The organism is Psychrobacillus sp. INOP01 (assembly GCF_018140925.1).
Classification (GTDB): domain Bacteria; phylum Bacillota; class Bacilli; order Bacillales_A; family Planococcaceae; genus Psychrobacillus.
In genome coordinates, this window is record NZ_CP073315.1 from 4,069,797 (window position 1) to 4,089,481 (window position 19,685).

The window sequence follows — 19,685 nt, forward strand, 5'->3', positions numbered from 1 at the left end:
TTTGGAGCCTCCTACTAATCTTTTTTAATACTAGCTGCGATACGGTTCCCGATAGATTGGATACTTTGTACAAGGATGATTAAAATTACTACTGTCGCATACATAACATCAACTTCATAACGTAAATGTCCAAAACGATATGCTAAGTCACCTAAACCACCTGCACCAACCATACCAGCCATTGCTGTAGCACCGATTAAACTGACGGTTGAAATGGTTAATCCTAAAATAATAGAAGGGCGGGCTTCACGAAGTAAGACATTCCAAATGATGGCGCGTGTACTAATACCCATCGCAGTGTATGCCTCAATCACACCGTTTTCCACTTCTAGCAGGGCAGATTCCATAAGTCTAGCAATATACGGAGCAGTGTAAATTACTAATGGTACGATAACTCCTTGCACACCAATCGTTGTACCTACAATCATTCTTGTAAAAGGAAGTATGAAAAATAGTAAAATAATGAAAGGAACGGAGCGTACAATATTTATTATCAAATTACTTAATTGATAAACAATTTTGTTTTCTAATGCCTGGCCAGGTCTAGTTAGGACAATTAAGATACCTAATGGAATCCCGATTAATACAGAGAAAAATAGGGAAATACCAACCATTTGAAATGTTTGTACAACAGATTCGCCGATAATCGGTAGCCATTGTTCTATAAATTGATCAATTCTACTCATTAGATTGTCCCTCCAGTTCTTCTGTTGCTACACCCTGTGATTCTAAATAGTGGATAGCACTTCTAACCTGTTCTTTTTCCCCAATTAAGTGAACGACAATATTTCCAACGATACCATTCTTCAGTTCGATAATATTGGCAGTTAAAATGTTAGGCTGAACATGGAATTTCTGACTAACTTCTGCTAATAATGGTTTTCCAGTGCTTTCCCCGACAAATGTTAAGCGAGTAACTGCACCCGTAACATTAAGCTGAGAAATCAAAGAGGAAGATAAATTACGCTGACTGATTGTATTTAAAAACTTTTTAGTAGTAGGGTGGGTAGGTTTGGTGAAAAGATTAATGGCTGTATCTTGTTCAACAATTTCTCCATTTTCCATGACATATACATGATCACAAATTTTTTGAATGACATTCATTTCATGCGTGATTAAAAGTATGGTGATTCCTAATTCGCGATTAATCTTTAGAAGTAATTCTAAAATGGAGTCAGTTGTTTCCGGGTCTAGTGCGCTTGTTGCTTCATCACTTAGTAATACTTCGGGTTCCTGTGCTAGTGCACGGGCAATTGCGACCCGCTGCTTTTGACCACCAGATAACTGGGTAGGATAGTTCGTATGCTTGTCAGTTAATCCAACTATTTCTAAATATTGTTCCACTCGTTTTTTTACTTCGGTTTTATTATAGCCAAGCAGCTTTAGTGGTATGGCGATATTATCATAAACAGTTGCTGTTTTTAATAGATTAAATCCTTGAAAAATCATGCCGATTTTATTGCGGGTTTCACGCAGTTTAGGAAGTGGGAGGGAAGTAAGTTCTACTCCGTTAATGAAAACTTTTCCTTCCGTAGGTTTTTCAAGTAAATTTACGCATCGAATTAGCGTACTTTTACCAGCACCACTATATCCAATGACTCCGTGGATTTCTCCTTTATTCACCTGAATGTTTACTTGCTTCACTGCTTTTACTGTTCCACTCTTGCTATTAAACTCTTTCGAGACATTTTCTAATACAATCATTTGTTATCTTCCTTTCTAAAGAAAACGCTACCGAGGTCGGTAACGTTTTCAAGTCCATTATTCGTCCCAGCTTGGTAAAACAGAACCTTTAAACTCTTCTTCGATGAATTTTTTTACCTCTTCAGATTGATATGCTTTTACAAATTTTTGGATCGTTGGATCATCTTTGTTTTCCGCACGAACAACAACAAAGTTCACATAAGGGGAGTTTGATGATTCTAGTAATATAGAATCATCTTTTGGACTAATACCTGCTTCAAGTGCAAAGTTGGTATTGATAGCAGCTGCATCTACTTCACTTAGCTGTTTTGGTATTTGAGCAGCTTCTAGTTCAATAAATTTAAGGTTTTTTGGATTCTCTTCAATGTCATAAATACTAGCTGTTTCTCTTTTGTCTTCTTTAATTTTGATGTAGCCATTTTCTTCTAAAATGTATAATGCACGTGCGCCGTTTGTAGGGTCATTTGGTAAACCAAAAGTTGCACCGTCCGGCAGGTCATCAATTGACTTGTATTTTTCTGAATACACGCCCATCGGATTCAATATTGTTTTTCCTACTGGCACTAAGTCTGTGCTGTGATCCTCATTAAACGTGTTAAGGAAAGGTTCGTGTTGGTAGCTATTCGCATCTAAGTCACCCTCTGATAATGCAGTATTAGGTAAAATATAATCAGAGAATACTTTAAGTTCTACTTCTAATCCGTCCTTAGCTGCGACTTCTGCAGCCACTTCCACAATTTGTTCATGTGGTCCAGCAGTTACACCTACTACTATTTTGTCCTCATTGATCGCTTTAGTTTGTGAGGCTGCATCAGACCCACAAGCTGCAAGAGTCCCAGTTAATAGTACCGTTGATAATAAAAATCCAATTTTCTTCATTTGTCATTCCTCCGAATAATTATTAAGAACTTTGTATAAATATAAAAGCCTCTCTTCCATTAGAAAGAGAGGCGCAAAAGTACATTTGTCCTCTCTTATCTATCAAAACAAAATGTTTTGCAGGATTTAGCACCTTTCCACATACATTTAATATGCGGATGGTTGCCGAGCTTCATCGGGCCAGTCCCTCAGCTACTCTTGATAAGAGATATCAGCTATTAAGTTTTCCAACAGTTCATAAAATATAATTTACTACATCAATTTGTTAAAGTCAACAGGCTTTTTTTTATAGTTGCATATAACATTCGAAATAGTTTATGTTTAATAACAATAAATAATTATACATTAGGAGTGTGTAAGCGGTGTCAAAAATAAGGGTAAATTTTGCTGTAGGGCAATTCGGTAAGGTGGTAGGTGCACGTTTAGTTTATGGAACTGACCTACTTGAAGGGATAGAGGAACTGTGTAAAGTAAATGGAATTCAATCAGCTACGATTCTTAGTTGTTTTGGTAGTTTTCAAAGGAGTGGATTTGTTTATTTGATTCCGAGCGTTAATTCGCCTATAGGTGTAGGATACAATAATCTTGTTGTAAAAGAGGGACCAATTGAGTTTTTGCAGGGTACAGGAGTTGTGTGCCAAAGAGATGGTCAGTTTGAAACACATTTTCATGGCACAATATGTGACCAAAATGGTAATATTTTTGGTGGTCATTTTATTAAAGGTGAAAATCCTGTAATTACAGTAGACCTAGTGTTAGCAGAAACTGTTGATATGGAGTTTCGGAGACAGTTTGACGAAGAAACAGGGGCTAATCAGTTTTATCCGGTAGAAACGAATAAAGAAACACCTAACGAGCTACTTAAGTGAGTAAATGAAAACTGCAGCCCTTCATAAAAGGGCTGCGGTTTTTAAAATAAATTAAGCTCTCCAATACGTGTAATTGCTTCTTTTAATCGTTCTTCATCGACTAATAGACCCACTCGAACATATCCTTCACCGTATACACCAAATCCATTACCAGCAGCAACAGCTACGTCTGCTTCTTTCAAGAGTAAATCTGCAAAAGCTTCACTCGAATAATTATCGGGAACAGGTAACCATGCGAAGAAGGAACCTTTGGGTGCATTTACCTGCCAACCAATACTGTTACAAGATTCGATCAGGGCATTTCTTCTACCTTCATATAAATCAACCAATTCCTTTACACATTCTTGACTATCATTCAGCGCTATGGTTGCCGCATCTTGAATAGCAGGGAAGAGACTTACAAATAGATGATCTTGAATTATATTAATAGCTTCAATAATTTTAGCATTTCCTACAGCAAAACCAACTCTCCAGCCGGCCATATTATAAGTTTTGGATAGAGTATACATCTCTATGCCAACTTCTTTCGCACCTTCTGCCTGTAAAAAACTTACTGGCTTCACGCCATCGAAGCCAATTCCTCCATATGCAAAATCATGAACAATAGCAATATCAGTTTCTTTTGCTAAAGTAACAGTTTCCTGGAAAAACTCTAGTGTAGCAATAGCGCCAGTAGGGTTATTAGGATAATTTAAGTACATTAGTTTCGCTTTTTGTTTTTGCTCCTCAGTTAAAGAGCTGTAATCAGGTAGGAAATTATTTTCTTCGATTAATGGCATCGTGTTAAACTCAACATTTGCAATTCCCACCCCTGATAAATAATCAGGATAGCCAGGGTCAGGAAGCAACATTAAGTCATTTTCATTCATCAGTGCTAACGGAAGCTCTACTAAACCAATTTTAGTTCCAAATAAAACAGCGACCTCAGTTTCAGGGTCAATATCAACATTATATTCTCGTTTATAGAAATTGGCCGCAGCTTTTTTAAAATCTCCAGTTCCACGAAATGGGCTATACTTATGATTTAGTGGATTAGCTGCAGCTTTTTGTAGTGCTTGTACAATATGATTGGGTGTGGGCTGATCAGGATTACCCTGTCCTAAATTAATCACATCTCTACCTTCAAGAACTGCATCTCCTACTTTTTTTACTAGCGTAGCAAAAAACTGTGTAGGTAAATTTTTTAAACGGTTTGAAAATTCCATGTACGTAACCTCGTTTTCTAATAAGTTGCATTTGTTAGTCAAATCTTATAACCTTTTTATAATTATGTCTATAGGAGTGTCAAAATGAGAATTGCATGTGTCCAGTTAAATATAGCTTTTGGTAACCAAAAAGAAAATTTTAGGAAAGTTGAAGAGAAGATTCGAAAAGCAGCCATGTTAAATGCAGAAATCGTAGTACTGCCTGAAATGTGGAATACTGGTTATGATCTAACGAATCTTGAAGAAATAGCTGATGTAAACGGGGAAGAAACTAAAAATCTTCTGACTCGATTGGCAAAAGAGTTACATATTCATATTATTGGTGGTTCTGTTTCAACGAAAAAAGATAATCAGTTCTTTAATACGATGTACACGGTAAATAATACTGGAAAGCTGATTGCTGAATATGACAAAGCACATTTATTTAAATTAATGGATGAACATCTTTACTTAGCAGCAGGATCAAACAAAAATATATTCACCCTGAATGATGTCGAAATGGGTGGCGTTATATGTTATGATTTACGCTTTCCAGAGTGGTTCCGGGTACATTCGTTGGCTGGAGCAAAAGTCATTTTTGTACCTGCACAATGGCCGGCAACTAGAGTTGATCATTGGAAAATATTATTACAGGCTCGGGCGATTGAAAATCAATGTTACATCGTTGCAGTAAATCGAGTTGGAGACGATCCTAATAATTCATTTAACGGAAATTCGATGGTAATTGCACCGTGGGGGGAAGTTCTTTGGGTTGGGGCCGATGAAGAAACAATCGGTTTAGTTGATATCAACATAGAAGAAGTAGAAGAAGTAAGAAAGAGAATTCCTGTATTTAAAGACCGTAGAGTGGATATATATTAATATAATATTGCTATCTGTATTGACGTACAGATAGCTTTTTTGTATGGTTTTCTTAAGGGGGAATTAAAAATGGTAGAAAAAATTCACGCTATTCAAGATGAATACCCAGAGGATTTCGCATGGTGCTACGGTTGTGGGAGGATGAACAAAGAGGGGTATCACTTTCGCACCACTTGGGATGGGGAACAGACAGTGACGAATTACGAACCGAAGGAAGAACATATTGCGATACCTGGCTTCGTATACGGTGGGCTGATTGGGGCATTAGTCGATTGTCATGGTACAGGGTCTGCTTCACTTGCACTACATCGAAAAAATGGGTTTGAACCAGGTAGTGGAGAAACACCGCCTCGCTTTGTGACTGGTTCTCTGCATGTAGATTTTCTGAAACCAACGCCTCAAAAAGTTACACTAAAAGCAGTTGGCAAAGTGGAAGAAATCCATCCTAAGAAATTCAAAGTCACTACAGAAGTGTTTGCTGGACAAGAGCTCTGTGCTCGCGGTGAAGTTATCGCTGTATTAATGCCTGCAACTTTTGGAAAACAATAAATTATATATAGAACCAGTGTAATAAAAACAAGTGTTTTTATTACACTGGTTCTTTTTATTTTCTATAAATAATTCCTGCGATTAGAATATTCGAAATTTGGGAATGTGAAGAGAGGGAGGGTGGTTTTAATGGATACTTTTTTATACTTTCTATACGCAACTTTATATACAGTATTATTAGTCTGGGGATTATATGGTATTGGAAAGTTTGAGTTAACAAAATGGACAAGTGTTATATATATAGTCATATTGCCTCTGATTTATGATAATGCAATACTTGCAACAGGTAAGTGGATTGGAGAAGGTGAGTTATTGGAAAGTTTAAACTTCTCTCGTTTTTGCTTACATGCTTTAATTACACCATTACTTGTTATGTATTCTATAGGAACTTTGCAGGAAAGTGGTATCAAGTGGGCAAAGAAAAAGTGGTTTGTTACCTCAGGTAGTATTTATACGATTGGTTTAATGGTATTAGAATTTTCGTTAGAAGTTGTTGGATTGGAAATTGAAATAGTAAAGGAATACGGAGTCATAAGCTACTCAAATGTAGAAGAGGCTACTGGTCCACCAATTATGGTGTTATTGGTTGTTCTTATTCTTATTGTAGCTAGTGCTATCTTGTGGAATAAAACAAAATGGCCAGTTTTTTTTATTGGTGCCATAGTTATGACTATTGGAAGTGCAGTACCTATTAATGTAGGTAGTGGAGCATTGACAAACGCATTTGAGTTATTTTTGATTTTTACATTGATTTGGACTAAACGACGTTTGATAACAAATCAGTTATATATTAAATAAAAAAAAGGCATACTAATTTTTAGTATGCCTAAATAATTTTACGCTTTTACTAGTTCATCGACTGGAACCGCTTCTTTTGGTTCTGGTACTCTTGTTAAAATGATAAAGCCAATGATAAATAAGATAACTAAACTAAACACGCCATACGCTGAGTTTCCAGTTAACTGAGCAGTAACACCTACTAATAATGGTCCCATGATAGACGCAAATTTACCGAAGATATTATAAAACCCGAAAAACTCGTTTGAATTTTCTTTTGGAACTAATTTACCAAAATAGGATCTACTAAGCGCTTGTATACCGCCTTGAGATGTTGCCACGAGCATTGCTAATATCCAAAAATCTACAATAGTATCTAAGAAAAATGCATATGTACAAATAATTATATAAACAATTATTCCAACATAAAGCATTTTCTTTTCAGAAAACTTAGTAGCTAATTTTCCATATAGTATGGCAAAAGGTGCAGCAACAACTTGTGTTGCAAACAAAACTATAAGCAAACTCGTAGGTTCCAAGCCTAAATCAGAACCATAAGCTGTAGACATGGAGATAATGGTACCTACTCCGTCAATATAAAAAAAGTAAGCTATTAAAAATAAAAAAACAGTTCGGTATTGTCGTATTTCTTTGAAGGTATTTCCTAATCGTTTAAAACTTTCTATGAATATATTTCCATCTTTTTCGATAAAGTGGATTTGTTTCACATTTTTGAACATTGGGATAGAGAATATCACCCACCATGCTCCAGTTATTACAAAAGCAATTCGGCTAGCGTTGGTTGTTGAAATAGGAATAATCTCTTGCCCCGCCAGCAAAATAATGATGATACTAAGTAAAAAAGGAATAGTTGAGCCTATATAGCCAAAACCATATCCACGTGCTGATACTTTGTGCATCCGTTCATTGGTTGTAACATCGACTATAAAGCCGTCGTAGAAGACATTCGCCCCAGTTGCACCGAGTGCAGCAAGTGTATAAAAAATTAATAATAACAGCCAATTATCAAAAGGCACGAATGCTAGCATTGTAGTAAATGTAACTCCCAATACAAAGAAGAAAGTAAAAAATTTCTTTTTCATCCCACGATAGTCTGCAATTGTTCCTAAAATTGGTCCTATCATGGCCAGTATAAAAGTAAAAATGGCAATCGTATATCCGAGATAAGCAGTGGAATCTGCTGCATCTAGCCCCCCAGCTGTTGCAGATGCCTTATAAAAGATAGGAAAAACAGCTGTAGTAATGATGATTGAATAGGCGGAAGAGCCCCAATCGTAAAGAGACCAACTATTCTCTTCTTTCGTGAATTTTTTCAAAATATCCATCCTTCCAACCATTGTTATAAATTATTGTACATCATACAAAACAAGTGAAGTGAATAATTCTGGAAAATAACTTAAATTTTACAATGAAAGTTACTATAATAATAACAACATTAAGAATATTTTTGTATAAAATTTACATACTTTTAACATTCTAGAGATGAGTTAAGGAATAAACTATATATTGAGGAGTAAAAAATATGGAAACTAATAGCAAGCAGAAAGCAATTATAGATATAGGGTCCAACTCTATACGCCTTGTAGTTTATAGTTATAACAGAACAGTAGGTTTAATAGAGCATCATAACTTTAAAACAGTCGCTAGATTAAGTATGCATATAGATGCAGAAGGGAACTTGAGTGAAGAAGGTATACATATATTAATAGATACTTTATTGAAATTTAAAAAAATATTAAATGATATTTCAGTGAAAAATGTGTTTGCTGCGGCTACTGCGGCTATTAGACAGGCAAACAATCGTGACATTATTTTAAATGAGGTTGAAACACAAACAGGCATTGATATTACACTATTATCTGCTGAGCAGGAAGCATACTATGGGTATCTGGCTGTTATCCACTCCACGAATATTCAAACGGCAGTAACGATAGACATGGGTGGAGGAAGTACGGAAGTTACATACTTTGAAAATAAAGAAATAAAGTTCTTACATAGCTTTCCCTTTGGAGCAGTTTCATTAAAAAAGAAATTTATTAATGCTAGTTCCATCACATTGGAAGAAAAAGAAAATCTTATTGCTTATGTGTGGGAACAATTTCACACATTACCATGGTTGTCGGACTTGCAAATACCGATAGTTGCTATCGGAGGAAGTGCACGGAATTTAGCGCAGGTAGATCAGCAACGTAAAAATTTTTCACTGCATGGAATACATCAATATGAGTTGAGTGGGTTGGATTTACAGGAGATTAGCAATGAATTCGCTAATTCAACTGTAGAGGATTTAAAGAAAGTAGATGGACTTTCCAGTGATCGAACAGATATTATTGTTCCTGCATTAGAAACCTTTCGAGTATTTATGGAGGTAGTTAAAGGTACTGCATTTATATATAGTAAGAAGGGTTTGAGAGAAGGAGTTATTTTAGCTCAGCTAATAAAAAAATCTCCGAATGATTTTAATCTAAACGATGTGACAACGAATGCAATGCGGCATGTATTGGGTAAGTTTAATGTAAATGAAAATAAATCACTACAACAATATGAAATTTTTTCATCTATTTATAATACTCTTTCAGAGTGGAATTATATTACTCCCCTCCAAAACAATCATTTACTACGATATGCATTCCAACTCTTTCATATCGGTAAGAAAATTGATCAGGACGCATATAGTCAACATACTTTTTATCTTTTAACTAATTTAACGATTGATGGTATTTCTGATAGAGATCGCTTGAAGATTGCTTTACTCGCATCTTATAAAAATAAGGATACATTCAAACAATATATTGGTCCCTATCAACATATTATTAATAATGTGGAAAATAAGCAGCTTCGAGATATTGGAGCATTAATCCGTTTTACGAAAGGAATGGATGTACTCGGGAGAGCTCATATAAAAAATGTGTCCATTAATAAATTTTTCGATAACATTGAATTGACATTTTTAGTTGCAGGAAATTATATATTAGAACAATACCAAGCTGAAAAATTAAAGAAGCATTTAGAGAAAATAGTTCATATAGAAGTGAAGTTGAAGTTTGTTAACATGGAGGAAATTGAGTGATAATTGACAATACGGTAGAAAAACATCCTTTTAATGACTATGCCTATTATAACAACAGGGAAATAAGCTGGCTCGCATTTAATGAGCGGGTGCTCGAAGAAGCGGAAGATGAATCGAATCCTCTTTTAGAACGATTGAAATTTTTAGCTATATTCAGTTCCAATCTAGATGAGTTTTTTATGGTTCGTGTAGCCGGTTTACAAGATCAGGTTCGAGCTGGATTCAATAAACCTGAAAACAAAGCAGGATTGACACCTAAAGAACAGTTAAATCGTATTGCTTCAATAACGAAACAATTAGTATCAAGGCAAATGAAAATCTATAAAGAGCTGATTGAAAAACAACTCCCTAATCATGGTATTTCTTTAGTCAAATATGCAGAATTATCTATCGCTCAAAAGAAAGAATTACAGAAGCAATTTGAGGAAGAAATTTTTCCAGTATTAACTCCAATTGCGGTAGACGCATATCGACCGTTTCCTATATTGTTGAGTAAAACTATGAACATTTTAGTCATGATAGAAGACAACCAAGATGATATTGTTGAACAAAACAAGATCGCAATTGTACAAGTACCATCTGTTTTAAAACGATTTATCCAAGTTTCTACGGAAGATGGTTCATTTGTAGCTGTCCTACTAGAGGATGTCATTATTGAACATATTTCCAAGCTTTTTCATGGGTATCATGTAAAGCATGCAAACCCTTTTAGAATAACGCGAAATGCAGATTTAACTATCCATGAAGAGGGTGCACGAGATCTGCTTATTGAAATAGAAAAAGAATTGAAAAAGCGAAAATGGGGTGCGGTTAGTAGATTAGAAGTAAAGGTGAGCGAGATTAAACCGAAATTATTAAATTATTTGCTGGATGAACTAGAAATATTGCCAGAGGATGTCTATAAAATAGATGGACCCTTAGACGTAACTTTCTTATTTTCCTATATTAAAATATTTGAAGGGAAGTATATGAATCTATTCTATGAACCTTTTATCCCACAACCGCCATTGGATATAGCGAGTGATGAGGATATTTTCGCTAAAGTTCAAAAACAAGATTTGTTTTTTCATCACCCCTATGAATCATTTCAACCAATTATAGATTTTATAGAAAAAGCAGCTGACGATCCTTCCGTTTTGGCTATTAAGCAAACGCTATACCGAGTTAGTGGGAATTCTCCTGTAATTCTTGCTTTAAAGCGCGCTGCAGAAAACGGAAAACAGGTTACTGTGTTAGTTGAGTTAAAAGCACGCTTTGACGAAGAAAATAACGTGCAATGGGCAAAAGAGTTAGAGAAGGCAGGCTGTCTCGTAATTTATGGAATGCATAATTTAAAAACACATTCTAAAATAACATTAGTAGTTCGTAGAAGAAATAATAGAATTGAGCAATATGTACATCTTGGTACAGGAAATTATAATGACCAAACTGCGAGAGTATATACTGATATGGGAATGATAACAGCAAATAAAAAAATTGGTTCAGATGCGACACAATTTTTTAATTTTCTTAGTGGTTATACGGATAAACCAAATTATGATAAATTAGTCGTTTCACCCTATGATATTCGAGATAAATTTATTAGTTTAATAGATGAAGAAATGGAGTACCATCAGGCGTTTCAAAATGGACATATAAAACTAAAGATGAATTCTCTTACAGATAAAGATTTAATATTAAAGCTTTATGAAGCTTCATCTGTTGGAGTAAAAGTTGATCTTATAGTAAGGGGAACATGTTGTTTACTACCTCAAATTCCAGGAGTTAGTGAAAATATTACTGTGATAAGTATTGTTGGAAGATTTTTGGAGCATTCTAGAATTTATTGGTTCCATCGAAATGGCGCTTCTAGATTATATCTTTCTTCTGCGGATATGATGACTCGAAATATGGTGAAACGTGTAGAGATATTATTTCCTGTTCTATTTCCTCCTATTAAAAAAAGAGTAATGGAAATTTTGGATTTAGAGTTACGAGACACCGTAAAAGCTCGAGTCCAAGATGAAAATGGAAAATATCACTTTAAAGACAAATCGGAAGGCGAAGTAGATAGTCAGCAAATTTTGTTGGAAAGATCATTAAAATATATACCAGAAGAATAAGTAAAGGAGCTGAATCTATTGGTTTCAGCTCCTTTACCATGAAAGAGATATTAATATCTGTTAATACAAACTACGTTTTTGCCGCCTCTGAAACTACAAAAGCTAGATCATCATTTCCGAACAATTGAAGTACATATAAAACGGTCCCGGTATCTATTAACGTAGAATTTTTCTCAGTGCTTTCCATTACTTCTAGCATAACCTCGTTGGAAGCCTGGTTTGGGTATGCTCTACTATAAAGATCTACAGGATTGATATCATGATTAAAGCACCATTGTACATAGATTTGAATCATCATATTTTCATCTGCTTCATATTGCTCAATTACTTTATTTTTCATTTTATACCTCCTTTTATAGAGAATCGATTACCTGCCATATATTTGAGGATATTTCTTTTATTTCATAATTGTGGGCAGTATCTTTTAATATATTGGAGAAACTATTTAGGACAGTTTCCAATAAATATTTCCTTGGTTTACTATTATTTAATTCTTCCACAATGAAGTCAATTAACTCAATTTCCTGTAACTTCAAATTCTTTTCATTGGTCTCTTTAAAAGTTTTTATCAACTGAATGACATGCTCTTTTGTGATGTGGACTTCATCATAGAAATGATCAAATACAAAGGTATCAATTAGAACCTCATCAGAGTCTATTAAATCAGGGATAAAGGATTCCATCCGCTTCATAATATATTTGATTAATTCCTCTGTAGCTAGTGGCCTAGACTTTATAGTCCATGGATGCTGCAATTGTTGAATCATCCCTAGCATCAAAATAGCACAGTCAACAGAAAATTTATGAAGCTTTGCTCCAAAAACATCTACTAAACGTCTAGCTAACCACTTTACTTCCTCGTAATGGTTTTCCTTTACAACATTTCTAAGACCAGAATCCTGGGAATGGAAGATTACAACAAAAAGAGGGATAAGGTTTCTCTCTTTATATACTTTCATTCGAGCTATCAATTGTTGTATTAATATATCTTTATCGGCTATGTCTTGCTGTATTAACAGCTCTCTTCTTTTAAGTGCAGTTTCTTCTTTGGCAGCTTCAATTATTGCTATTATGCATTCATCTTTTGAAGAAAAATAATTATAAAAAGTACCTTTTGAAATTTTGCTTTCATTTATAATATCTTGAACCGAGGTAGCTACATATCCTTTTTCTATAAATAACTTTTGTGCAGTCAGTAACACCTGATGTTTTCTGTTTTTCATTTTAACTCACCTTTTATACTGTTAGTCTAATCAATATAATACATAATAAAGTTAGCTATATCAACAATTAAGATGATAAGAGTATTTCGTGATTGCTTTTTTTGAACTAAGAGTATAAAATGTTCAAAGTAGTGTACAACTCGTGCAATTATAGTCCCAAAATATTAGGAGGAAAAAGAAGAATGAAAGAAACGCAACAAAAGCCACCCTATGCCATGATTGCTATCCTATTTGTAGGAGCATTCATAGCTTTTTTAAATAATACGTTATTAAACGTAGCTTTACCTACTATTATGACTGAATTTGCAGTCAAAGCCTCCGTTGTTCAATGGCTAACAACTGGATACATGCTGATAAATGGTATTTTAATACCAGCAAGTGCGTATTTTGTAACTAAGTTCTCAAATAGAAAATTATTTATTACTGCAATGTCATTATTTTCGTTGGGTACATTATTAGCAGCTATCGCACCAGAATTTTGGGTGCTTATTTTAGCTCGTATGATTCAAGCAGCGGGCTCAGCCGTAATGATGCCTTTACTTATGAATGTTATGTTAACAGCATTCCCTATTGAACGAAGAGGGACAGCAATGGGGTTATTTGGTTTAGTAATGATTATGGCTCCAGCTATCGGACCAACATTGTCTGGGTTCATCATTGAGCATTATACTTGGAGAGTATTGTTTGAGCTGATTTTACCATTGGCTGTAATCGTATTGTTACTCGCTATTTTCAAACTAAAGAATATTACACCTAACAAAGATATGAAACTAGATGTTTTATCACTAGGTTTATCGACCATAGGTTTTGGTGGTCTATTATATGGATTTAGTACAGCTGGAGATAAAGGCTGGGATGCACCAATTGTATATAGTACGATTGCAATTGGAGTAATTGCACTAGTGATTTTTGTCCTTAGACAATTAAAACTAGATGAACCATTATTAGATTTACGTATTTATAAATATCCTATGTTTGCTTTATCTTCTATTATTTCTGTAGTTGTTTCAGCTGCAATGTTCTCAGGCATGATTTTAACACCCTTGTACGTGCAAACAATTCGAGGTATTTCACCTCTCGATTCTGGTCTGTTAATGCTTCCAGGTGCCTTGGCTATGGGGTTAATGTCTCCAGTAACAGGGAAGTTGTTTGATAAATACGGTGCTCGATCGTTAGCGATGATCGGTTTAACAATTACTGCGATTGCGACATATATGATGAGTAATTTAGCTGCGGATTCAGATTATTACTACATCATGATTGTTTATACAATCCGAATGTTTGGTATGTCCATGGTAATGATGCCTATTATGACTAATGGTCTTAATGAATTACCTATGAAGATGAACCCGCACGGAACTGCAGTAAATAATACGTTACAACAAGTATCAGGTGCTATAGGTTCTGCAATATTTATCACAATTATGAATGCAAGAATGGAATCAAAAGGTGCTAGTCTATTCGCAGAAGCTACGAAAGCAGGGAATGTTCCAACTGCTGCAGATGCTTTAGAGCAGTTTAAAATGCAAATTAGTGGTCAAGCAATGTTAGAAGGGATTAATTTCACTTTCTTTATAGCAACGCTTGTTACAGTTTTAGCTTTAGTGTTATCACTATTTGTAAAACGAGTAGATATATCTAAAAAACACACAGATGTACAATAAATAAAAAATCACTTGCGAAAGCAAGTGATTTTTATTTTGAAGAAAGTCTAAAATTTGTGCCTTGAAATTTGATATACTGGTATTTTAAAGAATTAAAACTATATAATGATATTGCTGATTTCCGTTGAAGGAGGGCACTTTACGCGGGCCAATAGGGGTTGGTCACGAAGACGTTGTCACTTGAAGTGGAGCCAGTTTCCAAAAGTTGTAGGAGATTTACTTACAGTTAAATGTAATATGATTACCCAAAAATGAGATGCTAGTTGTGACGTCTGCCACAACCAGCATCTCTAAAAAATATATAGCAACAAGTCTGTCCAAAGCTCTCCTAAAACAATATGGGACAGGTTTTTTCGGACTTGCATACCTTAAGAGTTTTGATTTATTTCATCTGTTAGTGATTCTAACTCATCTATCAATGAACCGATATAAGCAATTGTATCCTTTAATGGTTCATCCGTCGTAATATCTACACCAGCCATTTGAGCTAACTCTACAGGAGATTTAGTGCCCCCAGCTTTCAATACCTCTGTCCATTCATTTACAGCAGTTTGACCTTCATCCAAAATTCGCTTAGACACTTGAGTGGAGATAGTTAGCCCAGCGCTATATGTGTATGGATACAATCCCATATAGTAATGTGGTTGACGCATCCAAGTAAGCTCTGCACCCTCTGTAATTTCTACCGTATCTCCCCAGAATTCTTCTAATACGCTGCGTTTATATTCATTTAGGATTTGTGCATTTACATTTAACCCTTGATCAATTCGGTCATAAACTTTACGTTGATAGGCAGCCTCCAATAGATGTGTTACAAAATTATGATAATACGTACGAGCTACTATGGAAGAAATAACCCAACGTTTAAATTTAGGGTCATCCGAACTTTTCAGTAGATGATTGGCTACTAGCATTTCATTCATTGTTGATGGAGCTTCGATGAAATAAAGAGAAGGACGAGAATTAAAGATGTTCTGTTCTTTATTTGCATAATAGAAATGGCCGGCATGGCCTAATTCATGTGCAAGAACAAAAACCTCGTTCATCCGACTAGACCATGAAATAAGAATATATGGGTGGCTTCCATAAGGACTAGAACAGAAGGCACCCGTTGATTTTCCGACGTTTTGAGGGAAATCTATCCAACGTTCTTCATATGCGCGATTAACCATTTCGATATATTCTTCACCCATAACTGATAGAGCATCGTCAATATACTTCTTTGATTCCTCAACTGAAATTTTGGGTTCATACGTTGGGTCTAAAGAAATTTTCAAGTCCGCGAACGTCATTTTATCCAGCCCATGTTCCTTTTGAAGTAATTTTGCGTACTTGCGCATATGAGGTGCAAGTTCCTTAGTGATTAAATCAATTTGTCTGTTATATAAAGAGTGGTCAACGTCCTGGTTGAATAATAAGTAATCATAAATAGAATCGTAGCCTCGCAAATCTGATGTTGTTTTTTCCATTTGTAAATGCATATCGTACGTATTAGCAGTTGTGTGCTGATATTCTTTTAACTTTTTGGAGAAAGCCTCAAATGCTGCTCTTCTTATTTCTGGATCTGTTTCGGCTTCCCAGTCATTCTCAAATGACACATAACTTAGGGGATATTCTTGACCATTTACCTCAAAATTATCAAACGAAATATCAAGCATTTTAGTTGTATCATACAATTTGTATGGTGCTCCAAAAGAAGCAGAGTAGGCAGCAAGTGTTTTTTCTACTTCAGGATGGAGCTGGTATTTTTTCTTTTGTAGTAACTTTTCTAAATAAAGCTGATGGGATGGAGATTTTTTGATAGCTTCTTCAATTATATTATCAGGGAGTTCTACTAGCTCACTATTCAAGAAAGATAATTGACTGCTTACCTTTGCGGAAAGGGAACCAAATTTACTTGCTCTCATCTGAGCGTCTGTATTTGTTTGGTCAGTACTTAAGGATAGACTAGCAAATGCTCCAGCCGGTACTATTTTTTCGTATAGTTTAGTATATTCTTTTAGTGCATCGACAACATCATTAGCATTACCGATTTTACCATGGAAGCGAGTATTAAACTCTTGTGCTCCGTTTTCTATCTCTTTTAATGCATCTTCAAAATCGTTTTCTGTCATAAATAAATCATCTAAATTCCAAGTTTCTTCCATCTTTACTTCTTCTCGTCTTGCCATTTGGTTTACCATTTTATCTCTCCTTATTATTACGGATTTCGAACTATCAACAGTATATATAAAAATAACTGAAAAGTAAAAACAATAAATTCCCATTAAATGTATGGAATATTAGTATAAATAATAAAATATATTGCATAAAATTAAAATATAAAAATATTTTTATAAAAATAATGGAAATCTTAAGGCGAGTAAATTGACCTATAAAACCTTATTTTATAAGGACTTAACGACTGCATTTGAAAATTATTTTAATGTAATATTATAAATTTTCTAATAATATAGAAAAATTAGTGTAGACTGAATTTAAAGTTTGTTTTACAATAGGGTTGTTCTTACAAAATGATAGTGTTTGAGTTTATGCTTGCTATAGGGAGAAGGCAAGTAGTATAACTTATAAATTCAAAATTATCAAACAAAATAGGGGGTTCATTTTATGAAAAAGTCGAAATTTGCTTCACTTTTCCTATCATCTACATTATTGATTGGAATTCTTGCTGGTTGCGGAAGTGGGGAAGAAGCAGGATCTAGTTCAGAAGGCGGAGACACTATTAAAATTGGTGCCAATCTTGAGCTTTCAGGAGGGGTAGCTTCTTATGGTACATCAGAAGCGGATGCTATTGATCTAGCTGTTGAAGAAATCAATGCTGCTGGTGGTATTAATGGAAAGAAAATCGAACTTATCAAGGTTGACAATAAATCGGATGCTGCCGAAGCAACTAATGCAGCTATTAAATTAACGAGTCAAGACAAAGTAACAGCTATTATTGGAGCTGCGACTAGTGGTAACTCAGTTGCACAAGTTCAAATAGCAACTGATACTAAAACACCTATGATTTCGCCTTCAGGAACAAGTACAACGGTTACTGTAGGAGAAGATGGAAAAGTAAATCCATTTACATTCCGTACAGCGTTTATCGATCCATTCCAAGGAACGGTAGCTGCTAACTTTGCTTCTAAAGAGTTGAAAGTAAAAACAGCTGCAGTATATGCGGACAATGCAAGTGATTACGCAAAAGGTCTTGCTGCCGCTTTTATTAAAGATTTTGAAGCAGCAGGAGGTAAAATTGTTGCAGAAGAATCTTATGTTGCAAAAGATACTGATTTCCGATCAAATCTAACTCGTATTAAATCTGCTAATCCGGAATTTGTCTTTATCCCTGGTTACTACGAAGAAGTGGGACTTATCGTTAAGCAAGCTCGTGAATTAGGAATCACTGTTCCATTGATGGGAGCAGATGGTTGGGATTCTCCAACACTTGTCGACTTGGCTGGAGCAGATGCTTTAAATAATACATTCATTATTACTGCTTATTCATCCGAAGATCCAGATAGTAAAGCGAAGGAGTTTTCTGATAATTTCAAAGAAAAATATGGTAAAGAGCCTAACTCATTCAATGCACTTGGATATGATACTGTTTATTTATTAAAAGACGCTATTGAACGCGCTGGTTCTACAGATGGAACTAAAATTAAAGAAGCGATTGAAGCTACTGATCAATTAGAACTTGTAACAGGATTATACTCTGTTGATGAAAATCACCATCCGATTAAATCGGCAATAATAATTGAATACGTAGATGGAAGTCAAAAATTTAAAACGAAAGTTAATCCTTAAGATTTGTAGGTTTTAGGGGGGGATTGATATCCCTCCTTTTCTATTTCTAAATTAGTTGAAATCTTAAGCAATAGGAGTGAAAATTTATGGAATGGATACAGCAATTGATAAACGGCATTTCACTCGGGAGTATTTATGCATTAATTGCCCTCGGTTATACGATGGTTTATGGAATTATTAAGCTGATTAACTTTGCACATGGTGATGTGTTCATGGTTGGTTCGTTCATCGGATTTTATTCTATTACCGTTTTTGGGTTAGGATTTTTCCCTGCACTTATTTTATCGATGGCAGCATGTGCATTATTCGGTGTAATTATTGAGCGAATTGCATATAAACGCTTACGGAATGCAACAAGAATTGCTGCTCTTATTACCGCGATCGGAGTATCGTTATTAATTGAGTATGGAGTAATTTATATTAGAGGGGCTCAACCAGAAGCTTATCCAGATGTGTTTTCCAATCGTTCATTTGAATTTTTAGGTGCACAAATTAGCATGCAATCTATTCTTATTCTTTCGGTTTCTGTTGTATTAATGATCTTGCTACAGTTCATCGTACACAAAACAAAAACAGGGAAAGCGATGAGAGCTGTTTCTCATGACACAGAAGCTGCTAAATTAATGGGGATTAACGTTGATAATACTATATCTGCAACTTTCGCAATTGGTTCAGCTTTAGCTGGAGCAGCTGGTGTAATATTCGGAGTATATTATACAAAGATAGATCCGCTAATGGGTGTGATTCCCGGAGTGAAAGCGTTTGTTGCTGCGGTTCTTGGTGGAATTGGAATAATTCCCGGAGCAATGGTTGGTGGATTGGTACTTGGAGTTGTTGAAACGATTGTTAGTGCTTTAGGATTTTCTTTGTGGAGAGATGCTGCAGCATTCATCATTTTAATATTAATTCTCATCTTCAGACCTTCTGGAATCTTTGGAAAAAATACACGAGAGAAAGTGTAGGTGATACATA

At 35.0% G+C, this 19,685-nt stretch carries 17 protein-coding genes and 1 riboswitch; of the genes, 9 read left to right on the top strand and 8 right to left on the bottom strand.

Annotation, left to right across the window (positions count from 1 at the left end; genetic code table 11):
- Nucleotides 1-14: 14 nt before the first annotated feature.
- Genes KD050_RS19970 through KD050_RS19980 form a run of 3 tightly spaced genes read right to left on the bottom strand, consistent with a single transcriptional unit; the run spans nucleotide 15 to nucleotide 2,583 of the window.
- A complete protein-coding gene (locus KD050_RS19970; RefSeq protein WP_211894041.1) occupies nucleotides 15-686 on the bottom strand; it encodes a methionine ABC transporter permease in 672 nt (223 codons plus the stop codon).
- Nucleotides 679-1,704: a methionine ABC transporter ATP-binding protein gene (locus KD050_RS19975; RefSeq protein ID WP_211894042.1), complete on the bottom strand. Its 1,026-nt coding sequence runs from the start codon at nucleotides 1,702-1,704 to the stop codon at nucleotides 679-681. The genes KD050_RS19970 and KD050_RS19975 overlap by 8 nt, the downstream gene beginning before the upstream one ends.
- Nucleotides 1,705-1,761: 57 nt before the next feature.
- On the bottom strand, nucleotides 1,762-2,583 hold the full coding sequence (locus KD050_RS19980; protein WP_211894043.1) for a MetQ/NlpA family ABC transporter substrate-binding protein: 822 nt from the start codon (nucleotides 2,581-2,583) through the stop codon (nucleotides 1,762-1,764).
- A 92-nt stretch (nucleotides 2,584-2,675) separates the two neighbouring features.
- Nucleotides 2,676-2,791, bottom strand: a riboswitch (SAM riboswitch).
- A 154-nt stretch (nucleotides 2,792-2,945) separates the two neighbouring features.
- Between KD050_RS19980 and KD050_RS19985 the strand changes: the two genes are divergently transcribed.
- Entirely contained in the window at nucleotides 2,946-3,452 is a 507-nt protein-coding gene (locus KD050_RS19985; protein WP_235753861.1) for a PPC domain-containing DNA-binding protein, read from the top strand.
- Nucleotides 3,453-3,493: 41 nt separating this feature from the next.
- Here KD050_RS19985 and KD050_RS19990 read toward each other — a convergent pair whose 3' ends face one another.
- On the bottom strand, nucleotides 3,494-4,657 hold the full coding sequence (locus KD050_RS19990) for a pyridoxal phosphate-dependent aminotransferase (protein WP_211894044.1): 1,164 nt from the start codon (nucleotides 4,655-4,657) through the stop codon (nucleotides 3,494-3,496).
- Nucleotides 4,658-4,741: 84 nt separating this feature from the next.
- On the opposite strand from KD050_RS19990, the gene KD050_RS19995 reads away from it, so the two are divergent.
- The 3 genes from KD050_RS19995 (at nucleotide 4,742) to KD050_RS20005 (ending at nucleotide 6,865) form a co-directional block, all read left to right on the top strand.
- Nucleotides 4,742-5,518: a carbon-nitrogen family hydrolase gene (locus tag KD050_RS19995; protein WP_211894045.1), complete on the top strand. Its 777-nt coding sequence runs from the start codon at nucleotides 4,742-4,744 to the stop codon at nucleotides 5,516-5,518.
- A gap of 69 nt (nucleotides 5,519-5,587) precedes the next feature.
- Entirely contained in the window at nucleotides 5,588-6,067 is a 480-nt protein-coding gene (locus KD050_RS20000; protein ID WP_211894046.1) for a PaaI family thioesterase, read from the top strand.
- Between the two features lie 129 nt (nucleotides 6,068-6,196).
- Nucleotides 6,197-6,865, top strand: a complete 669-nt coding sequence (locus KD050_RS20005; RefSeq protein ID WP_211894047.1) for a phospholipid phosphatase — start codon at nucleotides 6,197-6,199, stop codon at nucleotides 6,863-6,865.
- 38 nt (nucleotides 6,866-6,903) lie between these two features.
- Here the strand turns inward: KD050_RS20005 and KD050_RS20010 are convergent, their stop codons facing one another.
- Complete coding sequence (locus KD050_RS20010; protein ID WP_235754013.1) at nucleotides 6,904-8,184, bottom strand: MFS transporter; 1,281 nt, start codon at nucleotides 8,182-8,184, stop codon at nucleotides 6,904-6,906.
- 203 nt (nucleotides 8,185-8,387) lie between these two features.
- Here KD050_RS20010 and KD050_RS20015 point away from each other — a divergent pair, with 203 nt between their 5' ends.
- Both KD050_RS20015 and KD050_RS20020 read left to right on the top strand, forming a co-directional pair.
- Nucleotides 8,388-9,935, top strand: coding sequence for a Ppx/GppA family phosphatase (locus KD050_RS20015; protein WP_211894049.1), 1,548 nt, complete (start codon nucleotides 8,388-8,390; stop codon nucleotides 9,933-9,935).
- Complete coding sequence (locus KD050_RS20020; RefSeq protein ID WP_305080230.1) at nucleotides 9,932-12,037, top strand: RNA degradosome polyphosphate kinase; 2,106 nt, start codon at nucleotides 9,932-9,934, stop codon at nucleotides 12,035-12,037. The genes KD050_RS20015 and KD050_RS20020 overlap by 4 nt, the downstream gene beginning before the upstream one ends.
- A gap of 70 nt (nucleotides 12,038-12,107) precedes the next feature.
- Here the strand turns inward: KD050_RS20020 and KD050_RS20025 are convergent, their stop codons facing one another.
- Nucleotides 12,108-12,377, bottom strand: a complete 270-nt coding sequence (locus KD050_RS20025) for a hypothetical protein (protein ID WP_211894050.1) — start codon at nucleotides 12,375-12,377, stop codon at nucleotides 12,108-12,110.
- Between the two features lie 13 nt (nucleotides 12,378-12,390).
- Nucleotides 12,391-13,260: a TetR/AcrR family transcriptional regulator gene (locus tag KD050_RS20030; RefSeq protein ID WP_211894051.1), complete on the bottom strand. Its 870-nt coding sequence runs from the start codon at nucleotides 13,258-13,260 to the stop codon at nucleotides 12,391-12,393.
- Between the two features lie 182 nt (nucleotides 13,261-13,442).
- On the opposite strand from KD050_RS20030, the gene KD050_RS20035 reads away from it, so the two are divergent.
- Nucleotides 13,443-14,924, top strand: a complete 1,482-nt coding sequence (locus KD050_RS20035) for a DHA2 family efflux MFS transporter permease subunit (protein WP_211894052.1) — start codon at nucleotides 13,443-13,445, stop codon at nucleotides 14,922-14,924.
- A gap of 368 nt (nucleotides 14,925-15,292) precedes the next feature.
- On the opposite strand, the gene pepF is transcribed toward KD050_RS20035, so the two are convergent.
- Entirely contained in the window at nucleotides 15,293-17,107 is a 1,815-nt protein-coding gene (pepF, locus tag KD050_RS20040) for an oligoendopeptidase F (protein WP_211894053.1), read from the bottom strand.
- A gap of 424 nt (nucleotides 17,108-17,531) precedes the next feature.
- Between pepF and KD050_RS20045 the strand changes: the two genes are divergently transcribed.
- Both KD050_RS20045 and KD050_RS20050 read left to right on the top strand, forming a co-directional pair.
- The gene (locus KD050_RS20045; RefSeq protein ID WP_211894054.1) at nucleotides 17,532-18,713 is read left to right on the top strand and encodes an ABC transporter substrate-binding protein; all 1,182 of its coding nucleotides are present in this window, start codon (nucleotides 17,532-17,534) and stop codon (nucleotides 18,711-18,713) included.
- A gap of 86 nt (nucleotides 18,714-18,799) precedes the next feature.
- The gene (locus KD050_RS20050) at nucleotides 18,800-19,675 is read left to right on the top strand and encodes a branched-chain amino acid ABC transporter permease (protein WP_211894055.1); all 876 of its coding nucleotides are present in this window, start codon (nucleotides 18,800-18,802) and stop codon (nucleotides 19,673-19,675) included.
- The last annotated feature ends 10 nt before the right edge of the window (nucleotides 19,676-19,685 follow it).

Bases quoted from the DNA above. Each gene is read 5' to 3' on its own strand.
- pepF (WP_211894053.1), bottom strand. From the start codon at position 17,107: ATGGTAAACCAAATGGCAAGACGAGAAGAAGTAAAGATGGAAGAAACT.
- KD050_RS19990 (WP_211894044.1), bottom strand. From the start codon at position 4,657: ATGGAATTTTCAAACCGTTTAAAAAATTTACCTACACAGTTTTTTGCT.
- KD050_RS20030 (WP_211894051.1), bottom strand. From the start codon at position 13,260: ATGAAAAACAGAAAACATCAGGTGTTACTGACTGCACAAAAGTTATTT.
- KD050_RS19980 (WP_211894043.1), bottom strand. From the start codon at position 2,583: ATGAAGAAAATTGGATTTTTATTATCAACGGTACTATTAACTGGGACT.
- KD050_RS20015 (WP_211894049.1), top strand. From the start codon at position 8,388: ATGGAAACTAATAGCAAGCAGAAAGCAATTATAGATATAGGGTCCAAC.
- KD050_RS20050 (WP_211894055.1), top strand. From the start codon at position 18,800: ATGGAATGGATACAGCAATTGATAAACGGCATTTCACTCGGGAGTATT.
- KD050_RS19975 (WP_211894042.1), bottom strand. From the start codon at position 1,704: ATGATTGTATTAGAAAATGTCTCGAAAGAGTTTAATAGCAAGAGTGGA.
- KD050_RS20025 (WP_211894050.1), bottom strand. From the start codon at position 12,377: ATGAAAAATAAAGTAATTGAGCAATATGAAGCAGATGAAAATATGATG.
- KD050_RS19995 (WP_211894045.1), top strand. From the start codon at position 4,742: ATGAGAATTGCATGTGTCCAGTTAAATATAGCTTTTGGTAACCAAAAA.
- KD050_RS20005 (WP_211894047.1), top strand. From the start codon at position 6,197: ATGGATACTTTTTTATACTTTCTATACGCAACTTTATATACAGTATTA.
- KD050_RS20000 (WP_211894046.1), top strand. From the start codon at position 5,588: ATGGTAGAAAAAATTCACGCTATTCAAGATGAATACCCAGAGGATTTC.
- KD050_RS19970 (WP_211894041.1), bottom strand. From the start codon at position 686: ATGAGTAGAATTGATCAATTTATAGAACAATGGCTACCGATTATCGGC.
- KD050_RS20035 (WP_211894052.1), top strand. From the start codon at position 13,443: ATGAAAGAAACGCAACAAAAGCCACCCTATGCCATGATTGCTATCCTA.
- KD050_RS20045 (WP_211894054.1), top strand. From the start codon at position 17,532: ATGAAAAAGTCGAAATTTGCTTCACTTTTCCTATCATCTACATTATTG.